Source organism: Limnoraphis robusta BA-68 BA1, assembly GCF_034932365.1.
GTDB lineage: Bacteria > Cyanobacteriota > Cyanobacteriia > Cyanobacteriales > Microcoleaceae > Capilliphycus > Capilliphycus robustus.
This window is the reverse complement of the sequence record NZ_JAYGHR010000030.1, coordinates 13,710-30,011: the sequence shown is the minus strand read 5'-3', so window position 1 is coordinate 30,011 and position 16,302 is coordinate 13,710. Positions and strand designations below refer to the sequence as shown.

The following is a 16,302-nucleotide window of genomic DNA, read 5'->3' as shown; positions in this document are numbered from 1 at the left end:
CTGTTGATAGACTAAAGGAATATATTGAAGAGCAAGACAGACCTGATTGATAGTTATTTGTTGGTCGCAATTCATCCTATCGCCAACGTTTCTTATGGCGTAGGTCTTCTTGCTCCATTTCGATAAAGTATAGCAGTTCGCGCTGGTATACTTACAAATTCCAGGCACGAAGAACAGCCAAAAGCCTGACTATACCGAATTTTCCCCCCAAGAGTGCCTTTTGCCTCTCTTACAAACTGTGCTCTCTTGCGAACTTTGCTCTCGACGGAAACCGCCGGGCCGCAAGTTCGCGCTCTCGGCGGAAACCGCCGGGCCGCAAGTTTGCGCTTTTGCCTCTTGCCTAGCGCGAAGCGCTATAGATGAAAAGCGATCGCCCAATCCCTATCGGATATCTCTTCAATCTGGATCAATATTTTGTTCATATCTTTACAAAACCCCCCCCTTATGTAAAGATGGAAGCGGTTTTTCACCGAGAAATTGTAAAGCTTCTGTCAAAACAGACTCAATGTGTTGATCTACTCAATCAAACTCGTTTAACATTTTTGTAGAACAACTTCATCGATATTCACTGAGTTTTGCCTTTCTAGACAGTTGAACTTTACATCAGGAGGAAACCGGAACAAGCCTTAGCTCGTTTAAAATGAACGCTGACCCTTGGTTTAGGAAAAACTGGTGAATTCTAAAAGCATCTTACAACAAATCTACCTGATTACAGTCACACTTATCTATATGCTGGCTGTGGTTTTAGTCTTGACTGCTATTGTAGCATTTGCAATTTCAGATGAAATTTTAAAAAAAGTTAAACCCTCTAAAAAATCCCCACCTCAAAAGTTAGTCTACCCACAGTTTAAGCCGCTCAAAAATCAGACGATTTCTTCAAAACAAGAACAATTATTGAATCGGTTTTAAAAAGGATCAAGTCTCATTGAACCACAAAGGCACAAAGGACACAAAGAAAAAGACTTGATTTCAACAGCAATCTTTTGACCGGATTTTTGAGCAGCTAAAACTGTTTATCCACCCCAATCAATTTTCTATTCAACGTCATCAATTTTTAGGGATAAAGGATCATGGGTAATCGTTCATTTATCCTTTTCTAAGGCGATGGGAACCGCATCATGGAAAATACTCGATTCTTGCACGCCGCACACCCGATAACCGATTCTGTTCTCAGTTTACTATAAAATTCAACAACACCTGAGAAACCGGGTTTCTTAAGGAAAAATATCGGCTAGAAGCTGATAGCGCTACTTGAAACCCGGTTTCTGACACCCGATATTTAGAAAATTGTGAAGCGATCGCCTATTGTGTCCCCCTTTAGACAGACAATAGAATAGAAATCGTAACCAGAGTTACAGTTATTTAAAATGTCACAACCCACGATTGAATCGATTTTACAGGAAAAGCGCCTCTTTCATCCGGGAGCGGAATTTTCCCAAAATGCCCAGATTAAAAGTTTAGATGAGTATAACCAACTCTATGAAAAAGCGAAAGCTGACCCCGAAGGATTTTGGGCGGAACTGGCAGAAAAAGAACTACACTGGTTTGAGAAATGGCATCAAGTTCTAGATTGGCAGCCTCCGTTTGCAAAGTGGTTTGTTGGGGGTAAAATTAATATATCCTACAACTGTCTAGACCGTCATTTAACCACTTGGCGCCGCAACAAAGCCGCTTTAATTTGGGAAGGCGAACCCGGAGACTCTCGAACTTTGACTTATGCGGAACTGCATCGAGAAGTCTGTCAGATGGCGAACGTGATTAAACAGCTCGGCGTTCAAAAAGGCGATCGTGTGGGAATCTATATGCCCATGATACCCGAAGCGGCGATCGCAATGTTAGCTTGTGCGAGAATTGGCGCACCCCATACGGTTATTTTTGGGGGGTTTAGTGCAGAAGCGTTAAAAGATCGTTTAGAAGACGCTGAAGCCAAACTTGTTATTACCGCAGATGGGGGATGGCGGAAAGATGCTATTGTGCCTTTAAAAGAACAAGTCGATAAAGCCTTACAAGCCGGCGCATCCAGTGTTGATAACGTTTTAGTCGTCAAACGCACCGCCCAAACGGTTCACATGGAACCCGGACGAGATCATTGGTGGCATGATCTCCAACAAGGCGCTTCTGGTAAATGTCCGGCTGAACCGATGGATAGTGAAGATATGCTGTTCATCCTCTATACAAGCGGCACCACCGGAAAACCCAAAGGCGTCGTACACACGACGGGCGGTTATAACCTCTACAGTCATATTACCGTAAAATGGGCGTTTGATTTGCAAGAAACCGATGTTTATTGGTGTACCGCAGATGTGGGTTGGATCACCGGACATAGTTATATTGTCTACGGGCCGTTATCGAATGGGGCAACAACGTTAATGTATGAAGGGGTGGCGCGTCCGTCTAACCCTGGCTGTTTGTGGGATGTGGTGGAAAAATACGGCGTTAATATTTTTTATACCGCTCCGACTGCCATTCGCGCTTTAATGAAGATGGGCGAACATCATCCCAACGCCCGGGACTTGTCATCATTGCGACTGTTGGGAACCGTTGGCGAACCGATTAACCCGGAAGCTTGGATCTGGTATCATCGGGTAATTGGCGGTAGTCGTTGTCCAATTGTTGATACTTGGTGGCAAACTGAAACGGGTGGGTTTATGATTACCCCATTACCAGGTGCGACGCCAACCAAACCGGGTTCCGCAACGTTACCATTTCCGGGTATTATCGCCGATGTTGTCGATGCAGACGGTGAACCCGTGACCAACCAAAGCGGGGGATATTTAGTTGTCAAGCATCCCTGGCCGGGAATGATGCGGACGGTGTATAAAGATCCTGATCGCTTCAAACGAACCTATTGGGAACATATTCGACCCAAAAATGGCGAATACATCTATTTTGCCGGAGATGGCGCCCACAAAGACGAAGACGGTTATTTTTGGGTGATGGGTCGGGTTGACGATGTGATTAATGTTTCCGGCCACCGTCTGGGTACGATGGAAATTGAGTCGGCGTTGGTGTCTCATCCGATGGTTGCAGAAGCCGCAGTGGTTGGTAAACCGGATGAGGTGAAAGGCGAAGAAATTGTCGCGTTTGTGACCTTAGAAGGGGAACATCAACCCAGTGAAGCCTTAGAAAAAGAGTTGAAACAACACGTTGTTAATGAAATTGGGGCGATCGCCCGTCCCGGTGAAATTCGCTTTACTGATGATTTACCAAAAACGCGATCGGGTAAAATTATGCGGCGTCTGTTGCGAAATTTAGTAGCAGGTCAAGAAATTAGTGGTGATACTTCCACGTTACAAGATCGCAGCGTGTTAGAAAAGTTAAGAGGGGGCGCATAAATTCTAATCTGAAAAACCCGGTTTCTCAAAGAAACCGGGTTTTTTTAATTGCCTTCTACCTATTTCCTATTCCCTGCTATACCATGAAACTTTTTAAATTCATTCCGATTCTTTTGATGACCTTAACTGCGACTCCGGCTTTCGGTCAACAACAATGTAATACTTTTGTGATTTATGATCCGAATGATACTTCTGTTAATGTGAGAACAGCGCCGAATGGTAATATTATTCGGGGAATTCCGAACGGGTCTAAAACCTCTGTAACGGGTGAACAACAGGGTTGGTATAAAGTGACTTTTGATAGTCGCTTTGATGATATTACTGGGTTTATGAAAAAGGAATTATTGTGGCGAAGTACAAGACGTTATGCGATGGACTCCAAAGATACTTATGTGAATTTGCGAGAGTCTCCTGAAGGGCGAGTAATTCGTCAAGTTCGTAATGGGACTCCCTTAACGGTGTTAGAAGGAAACACAAACCAATGGGCAAAAGTTCGTTTAGAAAATGGTAGCGGTACGGTAGGATATATGTATAATTCTTTGATTGCTGATCCGTCTTGTGACTCAAATTAAAGTTTGATACAGTCTCAATGAAATCATTTCTAGTGTTGATGAATTGAGAGTTTATGATCGGGTTTCTGAAGATAAACGGGTTAACAGTTCACCTGCCGTTAAAATATCAATAGAAGCATCTGAAAATCCTTGCATATTTCGGGTGACAATAGCATCCAAACCTTCGGAAACTGCACAAGCCAACTGCACCGCATCCTCAAAATCATCGGAATTTGATGCAATAGCAGCTTCTAGAATTTTACGGTTAACTGGACAAATTTGCATGGTCATCAGAAGATCGCGAATATATTGCTGTGCAACTCTTGTTCCTTTCTGTTTTTTGGCAATATAAAAGATATCTGTGAGTGTCGTTGCGGTCACATAACCAATAACTCTTTTTAATCGAATTTCATCAAACAAAGCATTAGACTCTATATAAAAGGGTTCACGCTCTAGTAGTTGATCCAAAATAATATTGGTATCTAGCAGCACTTTCATTTTAGATACTTCTCCGAAAGTCTTTCGTCTTTTATCGCTTCTATATCTTCATCTTTCGGTGAAGGTTTATCCGTTTTGAGTCCTCCTCGCAAACGTTCCCAAACTTCATCAGGTATCGGCTCTTTGGGTCGAAGTTCATTAGAAAGTGAACGAATAATGGCTTCAACCAATAACAGGCGTTCATAGACGGGTAAATTATCAGCTTCTTTGCGTAATTCTTGCCAATTCATATTTGAAAACTCCTAATTCTTATATGATCTCACGTTGATTAATTTTGTTATGGGGATGGGGCGGGTTTATCTCAATCTCGGAGTAGTAGTAAAGATCTTTTAGAACCCGCCCCTACGCTTGGGATTATTGATTAGTCGGACATGATCTTAATTATATCATAACGTAAAACAAAAAATAATTGTAGGGGCGCATGGCAATGCGCCCTCTCTTGTGAGAAAAACCCATAAATTCGACCAGAAAAACGTTGAATAAATTATGCGATCGCACATTGAATTTAAACTCGTTCCAGCCATTTTTCTAAGGCTAAGTCAATTAAGGAGTCTAAATTTTTATAAGGCGAAGGTATGATATTTATTCTTTTTCCCGTGTCTTCTTCAGAGAATTTTGAATAATCTTCTAATAACTTGACATCTTCATAAGTTAGAGATTTTCGATTGTGTAAACTTTTAAAATTATTCCAAACTGCCGATCTATATTGTGCCATTGTTTTACTCTTAATCGGTAAATAGTTATATCTAAATTGAGTTGGATCTTCTAGTTGAAGCTTCTTCAACTCTCTCCTTATTCTTATTGTGTCATTTAACTCCATTATCGCCTTTTTCCTTTTATTAAGTTGCAGCCCTATCCCACTCGCAATATAACCCTCAATTAACGCTTGGTCATTCCAATCACTCCAAATTCTCGCCCGTCCAATGCGGCTACTTTCACCCCCTTTAAACGGTATCCACAAAAAAAACACCAGAGAATATCTTTTATCTAAAAGAAACTCAGCACAATATTTACTATTTTTAGCAGTACCATTTCCATATTTTATACTTCCTACACTTGAAAACTCTTGTATACTAGAATCAAAACTAAGAATCTTCTCTCTTATTCTCAAAATTGTCTCTTTTTTACTCGGTGGAAAATCCGTCATAAACTTCCGAAGTCTTTGAGGTTGACAGGGAAGATTACTCTCTCTCGCATCCTCATAAAAAATTTGAATTGGTGAAGTTTTATCGCTATCAATATCTTTCAAAATGAGATAAAACTTGTTATCCTCTTGAAGAATAGAAAACTGAAAAAACTCAAATTCAAGTTTATGATATTTGCGATCTGTTAAATTATCTCGGTGAAAACTGGGTGCGATCGCCACTAAATTCACAGGTTGTTCATAATCAATGCGATCGCTAAAGGGCTTTTCTTCTAACAAGGCATGATAATATCGAGTAAGCTGCTGAACAATGCCTCGATCTTCAACATTTTTTAACTCAATCACCACCAACCGTCCGGTTTTGTCTGTAGCCAAAAGATCACAACGTTGACCATTAACAATATATTGACGTTTGATGACAGTCCAGCCCAGTATTTCGTCGAGATGAGTAAAGAGAAAATTTTCTAAAGCTTCTTCAGTCTCAAATTCCCAAGATAAGCCTGTTTTCCTTAAAGTGACAAAACTTTGCATTTCTCTAACAAGATTTTGATTAGAATTATGATATCATAGCCATCAATTGTACCTAAAATTGCCTTTAAAGAACAGTGGGAACTTGGATTAAAAACTTACAAGTTACGAAAGTAGTTGATGGAGATACCCTCAAAGTATTGTTGAATGGTCAACGGGAATTTTTGAGGCTGCATTGTGTTGATACAGAAGAATCCTTTCCCTGTGGAACAAAACCCGTTACGAATGCGGGAATAGCCTCTTCTGAAATGGCGATCCAATACTTTACGAATCCCGACGGTGAACTAACTCAAGTTGATGTAGAATTTGATGGGGATGAACCTGTTGAAGTGTGTTTAGAGAAATATCGAGATAGTCATGGTCGGATTATTTGCTATATTCATAAAGACGGTGAAAATTATAATACTTGGTTAATTCGAGAAGGCTGGAGTCCCTATTTTATTAAATATGGTCGTTCAGTTTTTTATCATCAACAAATGATGGAAGCGGAAGCCGAAGCCCAAGCCTATCATCGAATTATTTGGGACCCGCACACGAATCAAAATGGTGCTTTTCGGAACTACGAATTACTGATGTCTTGGTGGACGCTGCGAGACTCAGTTATTCAAGATTATCGTCTGAATGGAATAAGGGCGGGGGTGCTTTCAGTGCGTTTAGATTATCCAAAAATTCTCGCAGCAGCAGCCGAAGAACAATGGATTACAATCTTTTGTGATTTACAAGATGGTGTCACAAAATGGATAGGAAGTGGGGCGTTAATTCATACAGGTTCAAAAGATCATATCTTAAAATTATGGATTCCTGAAGCCAAAAATGATAAAAATGCGCCCCTGGTTCAACTCATTCAAAAACGCTACGCGGGTTTAGGGCGAGGTTACGTTTATGTCAGTGGAAAAGCCGTGATGTATCGAGATAAACCCGAAATTACCTTAACCGATCTCAAACAAATTTCTGATTTCTGCCCGATTTTCCCACCTTAAAAATTTAGGCTTCCTACAGCCTATAAACAATCATTAAAGCTGCTAAACTATTAATGAGACTATCAAAAAGGAGTATAAACTATTATGCCGACTTCTTTACCCCAAGGATTTCCTGAACCGACTCAAGCGGGTGTGGTTGAAATCAAATATTATCCGGCTTATCGGGGGGTAACTTATTCTCATACTGGCGATTTAACCCAAGCGACAAAAGCCGCCTTTAACCCCTTATTTCAGCATATTAGCAGTAATAATATTTCGATGACAACACCTGTAGAAGCCCGTTATCAAGATGCTTCTCAGGCTGATGTTTCTTTTCTATATTCTAGTCCGAATATTTCCCCGCAGCAAGTTCAGCCAGGTGTTCAAGTGGTTGATACCCAAGAAATGATGGTTGTGAGTATTGGAATTCAAGGGGCTTATACTTGGGAAAGCTATGAAATTCATCGCTCGAAACTAGAGAATTGGTTACAACAACATCCAGAATATCAAGTGATAGGTTCTCCTCGACGCTTGTTTTATAATTCACCAATGACGCCAGAATCTCTCAAATATAGTGAAGTACAAATCCCGATTCAAAAAAAGTCATAATATTAAACGGTTAACCCGAAACAATACACATCTGTCTTCAGATAGATTTTTAGAGTCGATCAAAATGTTAATCTTATGCTCAATCTCAAACAATCATCTCACTTTAGGAGAATAGTACCTAAAAACAGTTGATTTGATTGTTAAAAGTTGATACTTTAAGAAGCCTTCTTGATTTAACTCTAAATATTGTTCATCCTATGACCTCTCAACTTCCCGTCAAAAAACCTTCAATTCCCGACCAACTGAGCGAAGACGAAGCATTTGAAAAGATAGAAGAAACGGTAGAAGCCTCTGCTGAACAAGATATTGATTTAGAATTTCTCTACACGCGAGATATTGAATTTCGTCAAGAAACGATTTATTTTATTGTTGTAGATCGATTTTATGATGGAGATCCAGACAATAATCAAGGCCCCAATCCCGAACTTTATGATCCGGAAAAACAAGAATGGGGGAAATATTGGGGCGGAGATTTACAAGGCGTTATTGATCAGTTAGACTATCTGAAAAATTTAGGTGTAACCGCCCTGTGGTTAACGCCATTATTTGAACAAGTTGAAGGATTGTTCTTTGAAAGTGCAGCCGTTCATGGTTACTGGACAAAAGATTTTAAACGCCTCAACCCTCGCTTAATTGGAGTGAATGAAAACCCTTCATTAAACGAAACTCAAGAAACCCGAGATACCGTTTTTGATCGGTTAATTGAGGAACTGCACAAACGCAAGATGAAACTCATTCTTGATATCGTTTGTAACCATAGTAGCCCCGATGTGGCAGGACTGAAGGGAGAATTGTATGATGATGGCGTGAAAATTGCAGATTTTCATAATGATGAAAATCATTGGTATCATCACTACGGCGAAGTGAGAAACTGGGAAGATGAATGGCAAGTCAAAAACTGTGAATTAGCAGGACTCGCCTCTTTTAATGAAAACAATATTAACTATCGAACCTATATCAAATCAGCCATTAAACAATGGTTAGATCGAGGCATAGATGCCTTAAGAATCGATACCGTTAAACATATGCCGATTTGGTTTTGGCAAGAATTTATCGCCGATATCACCACCTACCGACCCGATATTTTCATCTTTGGAGAGTGGATTTATTCTAGCCCCGATGATGGACGTTCTGTTGAATTTGTGAATAATTCGGGGATGTCTATATTAGACTTTGGGTTGTGTGTGGCTATTCGACGAGCGCTAGGAAACTGTGAAGAAGGTGGTTTTTACTTAATTAAAGATGTACTCGATAAAGATCATTACTACGACGGTGCAACCGAACTGATTACCTTCATTGATAACCATGATATGCACCGTTTTCAAACGTTAAATCAGAATCCAGATGATTTACAATTGGCGATCGCATTAATTATGACCTCACGAGGAATTCCTTGTATTTATTATGGCACCGAACAATATCTTCATAATGATACCAATGGCGATCCAAATCCCTACGGAAATAATGATCCCTACAACCGTCCAATGATGGAAAAATGGGATAAAGATAGCCCCGTTTATCGTACAATTCGACTGCTTTCAGGGGTGCGACGGTTTAATCCTGCGGTTTCGATGGGAGGTCAATGGCAAAAATATATTACACCGGATATTTATTGCTACACTCGTCGTTATCGAGATTCTCGAGTTTTTGTTGCTCTAAATCGGGGCGAAAGTGTAACGTTAGAAGCAGTAGAAACGGGTTTTCCCGATGGAGAACATACCGATATTATGTCACCGAATAAATACGAAGTTCAAGACGGAAAAATACACAATCTTCAACTCGATTCTAAGCAAGTTATTGTCCTTTCTCATCTCGGAGAACGACTCAAAGCCCAAACTATTATTCGGGCGCAGTTAAATGGAGTACAAACCCTTCCCGGTGAAAGTATTGTTGTGATTGGAGATTGTCCCGAGTTAGGAAACTGGGATATTGCCAAAGCATATCCTTTAGAATACATCAATAGTAATACTTGGTTTGGTGAAATTCCCTTTAATGAAAGTGCCGGAAAATTGATCAATTATAAGTATGTGATGCTGCGAGAAGGACAAGCACCCCTACGAGAAAATATAATTGCTCGTCGTTGGGTGATTGCCAGTGAAGGGATTGTTAAATGGCGAGATAAATGGGCTTCTGGCCGAGAATCTTAACCGTTATTAATGTTGTAGGGTGGGTGAGAATTCTTGGTAAAATTCAACGATAAGGGTTAAAACCCTCACCCACCTTTAAAAGTAGGGTGGGTGAGAATTCTTGGTAAAATTCAACGATAAAAGTTAAAAACCCTCACCCACCTTTAAAAGTAGGGTGGGTGAGAATTGTTGGTAAAATTCAACGATAAGGGTTAAAACCCTCACCCACCCTACAGAGGCAACAAAATATGCCTAATTACCGCAGGTTACGTCAAGCTGGAGGAACTTATTTTTTTACTCAAGTTACCTACAAAAGAATCCCTTGGCTTTGCGAAGAACAAGCTCGATTAACCATTATAAATTCGATTAATCATGTAATGAAACTATATCCTTTTACCCTAGATGCGATTGTTCTCTTACCCGATCATATTCACTGCATTTGGACTTTACCAGAAGGGGATGACGATTATTCAATCCGTTGGAGATTAATAAAAACCTATGTGAGTAAACGTTATGCAAAGTTATTAAACATTCCAGTTCAACTGAGTGAATCTCGAATCAAAAAGCAAGAAACTCACCTCTGGCAAAAACGATTTTGGGAACATCTAATTAAAAATGAAAAAGACTATGAAAATCACTGTCATTATATTCATTATAATCCTGTAAAACACGGTTTATGTCAATCTCCTGCTGACTGGGAATTTTCTAGTTTTCATCGATTTGTTGATCAAGGAATTTATTCAACGGATTGGGGTGCAAATAGTCCCCAAATCCCCGATAATATCGGAAAAGAGTAGGGTGGGTGAGAATTGTTGGTAAAATTCAACGATAAGGGTTAAAAACCCTCACCCACCTTGAAAGAAGTAGGGTGGGTGAGAATTGTTGGTAAAATTCAACGATAAAAGTTAAAAACCCTCACCCACCCTACAGAGGCTTCTTTAATAATTATCTCCTGAAATATGAACCATTACTTCCCGGTTGTGTCGATGGTTGCGATGTTCCCAAACATAAATACCTTGCCAAGTTCCTAACACTAATCGTCCTTGAGAAATCGGAATTTGTTCAGAAGTATGGGTCAAAACACTGCGAATATGAGCGGGCATATCGTCGGGGCCTTCGGCGTCATGGATGTAATGATTGCCTTCAGGAACTAATTTTGACAAAAAATTCTCTAAATCCACTAATACATCCGGATCGGCATTTTCTTGTATAATTAAACTTGCAGAAGTATGGCGTAAAAAAATCGTACATAAGCCTGTTTTAACACCGGATTGAGCAACGACATCCTCAACTTGACGAGTGAATCGGACGAGGGATTTAGCATTTGTTGTAACTCGAATGAGTTGTTGATAGTGAGTCATTACAGGAAACAGTGAATGGTGAACCGTTAACAGCTTTTAATTGTCGAGTTAGTGAACAGAGCATGACGCATCTTTCACATTAGAATTATAAATACAATTGGGTTGCATCAGTCCTCAAAGACCAATTCAAATTTCAATTGTCGTTTGACCCCTGATCGTCTCCCCTGACTGACCCCGAAAAATAAAATAAAAATTAAGTCAGAAATTTTGCTCACTTATTATATACTGGTATTTTGCTAATCTTGTATGTGAATCCAGAACGACAAATCGACAGCCATGCGAACCCATTACTGTGGACAACTGAGAAGCACCGATATCGGAAAAACCGTCACACTCTGCGGATGGGTGGATCGTCGTCGAGATCATGGCGGAGTGATCTTTCTGGATTTGCGCGATCGCATGGGTATCGTTCAAATTGTCAGTGATCCTCAACGCACTCCAGAGTCCTACAACATCGCGGAAACGATGCGAAGTGAATATGTGGTGAAAATCACGGGTCGCGTCTCTCAGCGTCCTGAGGAGTCCCTAAACATTAAACTCGCCACTGGAGAGGTGGAAATCTACGCCGATCGCATTGAACTTCTTAACGCCCTCGGAAAACAGCTTCCCTTTCAAATTTCGACGAGTGAAAATGAATCCGTTAAAGAAGAATTACGCCTCAAATATCGCTATTTAGATATTCGGCGCGATCGCATGACTCGCAACCTGCAACTGCGTCATGCGGTAGTTAAAGCGATCCGTCGTTTCCTCGAAGATCAAGAACATTTTATCGAGATTGAAACCCCAATTTTAACTCGTTCTACCCCTGAAGGCGCGAGAGATTATGTTCTCCCCAGTCGGGTTAATCCTGGTGAATGGTTTGCATTACCGCAGTCACCCCAACTGTTTAAGCAATTGTTGATGGTGTCGGGAATGGATCGATATTATCAGATTGCGCGGTGTTTTCGGGATGAAGATTTACGCGCCGATCGTCAACCCGAATTCACTCAACTGGACATGGAAATGAGTTTCATGTCTCAAGATGAAATTATCGCCTTAAATGAAGCCTTAGTCGCTCATATTTTCAAAACCGTTAAAGGGATAGAATTACCCCTTCCCTTTCCCCGTTTAACCTACGCCTCAGCAATGGATCGCTATGGAAGTGATAAACCCGATACTCGCTTTGGTTTAGAATTAGTCGATGTTTCCGATCTAGTTAAAGACTGCGGGTTCAAGGTCTTTTCTGGGGCGGTTCAGTCGGGGGGAATCGTTAAAATATTACCAATTCCTGGCGGAAATGAAGCCTTTTCTAATGTGAGAATTAAACCCGGTGGGGATTTGTTTAAAGAAGCCAGTGAAGCGGGGGCGAAAGGTTTAGCTTATATTCGCGTTAAAGAAGGCGGAAAACTCGATACCATTGGCGCAATTAAAGATAACCTCAGCGAAGATCAAAAACAAGAAATTCTCAGACGAACCCAAGCCGAACCCGGTTTTCTGTTACTATTTGGAGCGGGTGAAACCAACACAGTCAATAAAACCTTAGACCGTTTGCGGTTATTAGTTGGGGAAGAATTAGGGTTAATTCCTCCAGATCAGATGAATTTACTGTGGGTGACGGATTTCCCGATGTTTGAATGGAATGCAGACGAAAAGCGTTTTGAAGCCTTACATCATCCCTTTACTGCACCCCATCCTGATGATTTAGCCGACTTAAAAACCGCCCGTGCAGTAGCCTATGATTTAGTTTTAAATGGGTATGAAATTGGGGGTGGAAGTCTACGAATTTATCAACGAGAAGTACAAGAAAGAGTGTTTGAAACCATTGGCTTAACAATAGAAGAAGCCTACAGTAAGTTTGGCTTTTTATTAGAAGCCTTTGAATATGGTACACCGCCTCACGGGGGAATTGCTTATGGTTTGGATCGGTTAGTGATGTTGTTAGCGGGAGAAGAATCCATTCGAGATGTGATTGCCTTTCCTAAGACTCAACAAGCCCGTTGTGTGTTAACCAACGCCCCGTCAAAAGTGGAAGATAAACAGTTAAAAGAATTACAAGTGACTTCCACCTACAAACCTAAATCTCAGCTAATGGAATCATAAATTGCACTCCCGTCTCTAATTGAAACTCAACCTGTTGAACCTCTAATCGAACCGAAACCTGTTCAACTTTCTCCCTCTGAAGACAAGCCAGTTACAGCAGATTTACCTCTAACTTCTCGAAAATCATTTAAGCTATTTAGCGATTTGCTGCTCGTGATAGTTATAGGGGGGTTGAGTATCTATTTGTTGATCTTTCTATTGAGATCTTTCTGGCCGTTCTAACCAAATGTAGGGGCGTTCTTTAAGAATGCTCCCCACTGGTCACTGATAACTGGTCACTGTAAACTGTCCTAGTCGTCCACAATGTCCGCCCAGGCGGAGAAAGCAGGCGGAAAGAAATCGATTTCATAATCAGATTCTTCCCATTGTTTCACCCAAAGGGGGACTTTTCCCTTCTCTACCGCTAGGGAAAATTGTCGTTCTCCCACCTTAACGGTGTGAAAGATTTGCTTAAGCGTATCTCCCTTATCCAAAGCCTCACTGAGAATGTCATCAAGTTCTGGGTCAACTCGTTTGACCCGACTTTTGCAGTCTTCATCAGTCCACAGCAGTTTGAGAGATTTGAGATTTCGTGGACTCAATTCACTCTTGAAATAAACTCGTTTGAGAGTCGCTATGGGTTCTAAACTCCGTTCAATGCGGCGAATTTGCTGAAGTCGCAAGTGATGCCATTCCGCGAGTTGTTTGCGTTCGGGTGGTGAAATAATCCCCTTACTATTAGCGTGTTGCATCCCATATCTAACCAAAGAACAGCCCAGGTTCGCCAGCAAATGGATGAGTTGGCGCTCTTTCGGGGTTGCTTGGCGTCGAACGAGGGTATTGGTCGCTCTCCTTTGTCTTCTTACTGTCATCTGAACTTACTCGTCGGTCTGTACTAGGGGACTATTCCTTGAACTGCAACACCTCTATCCAGCTAAAAATGGACATCATCAGCTAGAAATTTGGTGAGAAAGCTATTGTAGCCTTAACCTACTCGGGTAGGCTATTAACTTAATTTTCCTTCAGGGACAGGTGAATCTATGGGTTGTGGCTAAGACCAATCGATTAGCGTAAGGCTATCTTAGCTCACGGGGATTAACTATTCTAGTAGAGTACCTCACCTGTCAGGCTCTTACCGTTAGAGCGGCTAGCGTTGCGAACAGAGGGAAGGTCTTGATTAAAACAGAAATTATTCTTAACAACTTGGACAAGGACGGATCAGAATTCTTGCTTTGAGAAATCAGGGAGTTTAACCTTCTATTGCCTCTGGTTTTGGAGACTTTTCTGTAAAAAAGTGGGTAATTGCAATAGACCTCTTGTATTTATCAAAACCGAACTGCAATAATCTCAATATAGACTCGCACACCTTGATTGGTCGTAAGCATGAAATGTGACTTGTCCGTAGTGTCCAACTCTGTCCACATATCCCTGACTTGGGGATACTCTGCTTAACCAGTCGATCAATTTGGGTGTTCTACCATCAGGGCGCATCTCCTTTTCTTTGAATACTTAGGTCATCCTATTATATCCCAGATGAGGAGATACTAGGAGAGGGGGCAAGTCCCCCTCTTTCAGTGTTTCTAGGTTGGCTGTAGTTCAAGAAACACTCCAATTCTCTTAAGAAAAGGTCAAGGATTTTTTTAATGCGATCGCTCAAAAAGACTTTTAAGAAATGTTTGACCCGCCTGTTCTAAGTCTTCATCAATAGAAAAAGTTAGGCTACGAACCCGAATATTACTGTTTCCAATTGTTTCATCAAATGGCTGTATCAAAGGTGCGGGATAAACGAGAACCGCTTCAGAACAATTTTTAGCTGTCGCATAAGTTGTTACTTGGAAAATGTCAGAATTCGATGGGGTATCCGGTGGTTTATATTTTGTATCGATAATATAGAGCGTTTTTTCGGTTTGAGTTTCGTAAACTTCTAGATCAAGAACAAACGATCTTTTTTCTCCAATATTCAGTTTACTTTGTATTCTAACTGATAAATCAGGCGGAAGATTCAATTTTAGCCATTCTGCAACAAACAACTCATACAAGTTCGGCATATTCACCACAAAGGAGAACATTGTATAGTTTCCAACTTGGTGAGATGGACCACAATTATCGAGGAAAAACCGACAAAATGAGTGCATCTCTTTATAATCTTGATTCAGACGATTATAGGAACGATTAACACAATCTTTTCCTTGAAATGAACGTTGACTCACTAACCCATTCAGAACATGATAGGCTTTTCTAATACTAGAAGAAACCGTCGCCGAACACAAGCCACTCCGACCAATAACGTACAACGTCCAAAGTAAAATCTGGTTATCTTCTATATCCGCAGTGTGTTCATCGTAGTGACATTTTAGCTTAACGTTCCAGGGTTTTTTAATCGCCTCTCGCATCTCAATTCGTCCTCGAATAGCGGAGAGATGACGATTAACCGGAATATAAGTTCTGTAAAGTCCCTGACGAGTCCGAGCGAGTATTTTATGGGCGAGAATATCTGCAAGTCTGCTATAAAAATCCTTGACGGTTTGACATTCAGTGAATTGATTATTAAAGATTTTAAAATCTTTAAATTGATAAGCATATTCCAACATTCCAAATAGATTAGAAATAGGAACTTTTGGCTTGATGTAAATTTGTAGTTCAGGTGTTAGGGTAATTTGACCAACCCATCCTTTAGGTGTGAGTTGAGTTTTCCCTTGAGTTTTAATAGAGGGAAAATCTACATCAATTAAATTTTTATAATTTTTCCAAATCAGTTCGGCAATTTCTGTATTAAGTTCATCCCGTTCAAATAGTTGGGGTTGGTGTTCAGTGAGTTCTATAATTTTGGGTTTGTTCATTTCAACTTTAACTATCTTAAATTAAGGTCAGATTAACACAGATTCCCCTAAATCCCCCTTAAAAAGAGATCCCCCTAAATCCCCCTTAAAAAGAGATCCCCCTAAATCCCCCTTAAAAAGGGGGACTTTATCCTCCTAAATTTCCCTTAAAAAGGGGGACTTTATCCCCCTAAATTTCCCTTAAAAAGGGGGACTTTATCCTCCTAAATCCCCCCCTTTTCAAGGGGGGCTAGGGGGGATCAAAACGGGGAATTTTAAGCTTATTTACCCCTTTTCAAGCAAGACTGTTAAGC

14 protein-coding genes are annotated in these 16,302 nt (G+C 40.7%); 8 read left to right on the top strand and 6 right to left on the bottom strand.

Annotation, left to right across the window (positions count from 1 at the left end; genetic code table 11):
* Positions 1-672 precede the first annotated feature (672 nt).
* The 3 genes from VB836_RS11910 (at position 673) to VB836_RS11900 (ending at position 3,907) form a co-directional block, all read left to right on the top strand.
* Positions 673-909 (top strand): hypothetical protein, encoded by a 237-nt coding sequence (locus tag VB836_RS11910; protein ID WP_323219526.1) that lies wholly within the window; start codon positions 673-675, stop codon positions 907-909.
* A 458-nt stretch (positions 910-1,367) separates the two neighbouring features.
* Complete coding sequence (gene acs / locus VB836_RS11905; protein ID WP_323219525.1) at positions 1,368-3,335, top strand: acetate--CoA ligase; 1,968 nt, start codon at positions 1,368-1,370, stop codon at positions 3,333-3,335.
* Between the two features lie 83 nt (positions 3,336-3,418).
* The gene (locus tag VB836_RS11900; RefSeq protein ID WP_323219524.1) at positions 3,419-3,907 is read left to right on the top strand and encodes an SH3 domain-containing protein; all 489 of its coding nucleotides are present in this window, start codon (positions 3,419-3,421) and stop codon (positions 3,905-3,907) included.
* Between the two features lie 51 nt (positions 3,908-3,958).
* On the opposite strand, the gene VB836_RS11895 is transcribed toward VB836_RS11900, so the two are convergent.
* The 3 genes from VB836_RS11895 to VB836_RS11885 form a co-directional block, all read right to left on the bottom strand.
* Positions 3,959-4,384 (bottom strand): PIN domain-containing protein, encoded by a 426-nt coding sequence (locus VB836_RS11895; RefSeq protein ID WP_323219523.1) that lies wholly within the window; start codon positions 4,382-4,384, stop codon positions 3,959-3,961.
* A complete protein-coding gene (locus tag VB836_RS11890) occupies positions 4,381-4,614 on the bottom strand; it encodes a hypothetical protein (protein ID WP_323219522.1) in 234 nt (77 codons plus the stop codon). Before VB836_RS11890 ends, VB836_RS11895 begins: the two co-directional genes overlap by 4 nt.
* Before the next feature lie 275 nt (positions 4,615-4,889).
* On the bottom strand, positions 4,890-6,059 hold the full coding sequence (locus VB836_RS11885) for an endonuclease NucS domain-containing protein (RefSeq protein WP_323219521.1): 1,170 nt from the start codon (positions 6,057-6,059) through the stop codon (positions 4,890-4,892).
* A gap of 74 nt (positions 6,060-6,133) precedes the next feature.
* Between VB836_RS11885 and VB836_RS11880 the strand changes: the two genes are divergently transcribed.
* From VB836_RS11880 to VB836_RS11865, 4 genes are all read left to right on the top strand, one after another.
* Positions 6,134-7,036, top strand: a complete 903-nt coding sequence (locus VB836_RS11880) for a thermonuclease family protein (protein WP_323219520.1) — start codon at positions 6,134-6,136, stop codon at positions 7,034-7,036.
* An 84-nt stretch (positions 7,037-7,120) separates the two neighbouring features.
* Positions 7,121-7,624 (top strand): heme-binding protein, encoded by a 504-nt coding sequence (locus VB836_RS11875; RefSeq protein ID WP_323219519.1) that lies wholly within the window; start codon positions 7,121-7,123, stop codon positions 7,622-7,624.
* A 197-nt stretch (positions 7,625-7,821) separates the two neighbouring features.
* Positions 7,822-9,771: an alpha-amylase family glycosyl hydrolase gene (locus VB836_RS11870; protein WP_323219518.1), complete on the top strand. Its 1,950-nt coding sequence runs from the start codon at positions 7,822-7,824 to the stop codon at positions 9,769-9,771.
* Positions 9,772-9,998: 227 nt separating this feature from the next.
* Positions 9,999-10,547 carry an REP-associated tyrosine transposase gene (locus VB836_RS11865; protein WP_323219517.1) on the top strand — a complete coding sequence of 183 codons (549 nt, stop codon included), beginning with the start codon at positions 9,999-10,001 and terminating at the stop codon, positions 10,545-10,547.
* Between the two features lie 141 nt (positions 10,548-10,688).
* Here VB836_RS11865 and VB836_RS11860 read toward each other — a convergent pair whose 3' ends face one another.
* Positions 10,689-11,111: a secondary thiamine-phosphate synthase enzyme YjbQ gene (locus VB836_RS11860; RefSeq protein ID WP_323219516.1), complete on the bottom strand. Its 423-nt coding sequence runs from the start codon at positions 11,109-11,111 to the stop codon at positions 10,689-10,691.
* Between the two features lie 276 nt (positions 11,112-11,387).
* Here VB836_RS11860 and aspS point away from each other — a divergent pair, with 276 nt between their 5' ends.
* Positions 11,388-13,190 (top strand): aspartate--tRNA ligase, encoded by a 1,803-nt coding sequence (gene aspS / locus VB836_RS11855; RefSeq protein ID WP_323219515.1) that lies wholly within the window; start codon positions 11,388-11,390, stop codon positions 13,188-13,190.
* A 290-nt stretch (positions 13,191-13,480) separates the two neighbouring features.
* Here the strand turns inward: aspS and VB836_RS11850 are convergent, their stop codons facing one another.
* Positions 13,481-14,041 carry a hypothetical protein gene (locus VB836_RS11850; protein ID WP_323219514.1) on the bottom strand — a complete coding sequence of 187 codons (561 nt, stop codon included), beginning with the start codon at positions 14,039-14,041 and terminating at the stop codon, positions 13,481-13,483.
* Between the two features lie 768 nt (positions 14,042-14,809).
* A complete protein-coding gene (locus VB836_RS11845) occupies positions 14,810-16,009 on the bottom strand; it encodes an McrC family protein (RefSeq protein WP_323219513.1) in 1,200 nt (399 codons plus the stop codon).
* Positions 16,010-16,302 lie beyond the last annotated feature (293 nt).

Excerpts from the sequence above, each read along its gene's own strand:
- VB836_RS11850 (WP_323219514.1), bottom strand. The coding sequence starts at position 14,041 with ATGACAGTAAGAAGACAAAGGAGAGCGACCAATACCCTCGTTCGACGC.
- VB836_RS11870 (WP_323219518.1), top strand. The coding sequence starts at position 7,822 with ATGACCTCTCAACTTCCCGTCAAAAAACCTTCAATTCCCGACCAACTG.
- VB836_RS11890 (WP_323219522.1), bottom strand. The coding sequence starts at position 4,614 with ATGAATTGGCAAGAATTACGCAAAGAAGCTGATAATTTACCCGTCTAT.
- VB836_RS11845 (WP_323219513.1), bottom strand. The coding sequence starts at position 16,009 with ATGAACAAACCCAAAATTATAGAACTCACTGAACACCAACCCCAACTA.
- VB836_RS11900 (WP_323219524.1), top strand. The coding sequence starts at position 3,419 with ATGAAACTTTTTAAATTCATTCCGATTCTTTTGATGACCTTAACTGCG.
- VB836_RS11875 (WP_323219519.1), top strand. The coding sequence starts at position 7,121 with ATGCCGACTTCTTTACCCCAAGGATTTCCTGAACCGACTCAAGCGGGT.
- VB836_RS11860 (WP_323219516.1), bottom strand. The coding sequence starts at position 11,111 with ATGACTCACTATCAACAACTCATTCGAGTTACAACAAATGCTAAATCC.
- acs (WP_323219525.1), top strand. The coding sequence starts at position 1,368 with ATGTCACAACCCACGATTGAATCGATTTTACAGGAAAAGCGCCTCTTT.
- aspS (WP_323219515.1), top strand. The coding sequence starts at position 11,388 with ATGCGAACCCATTACTGTGGACAACTGAGAAGCACCGATATCGGAAAA.
- VB836_RS11865 (WP_323219517.1), top strand. The coding sequence starts at position 9,999 with ATGCCTAATTACCGCAGGTTACGTCAAGCTGGAGGAACTTATTTTTTT.
- VB836_RS11885 (WP_323219521.1), bottom strand. The coding sequence starts at position 6,059 with ATGCAAAGTTTTGTCACTTTAAGGAAAACAGGCTTATCTTGGGAATTT.
- VB836_RS11895 (WP_323219523.1), bottom strand. The coding sequence starts at position 4,384 with ATGAAAGTGCTGCTAGATACCAATATTATTTTGGATCAACTACTAGAG.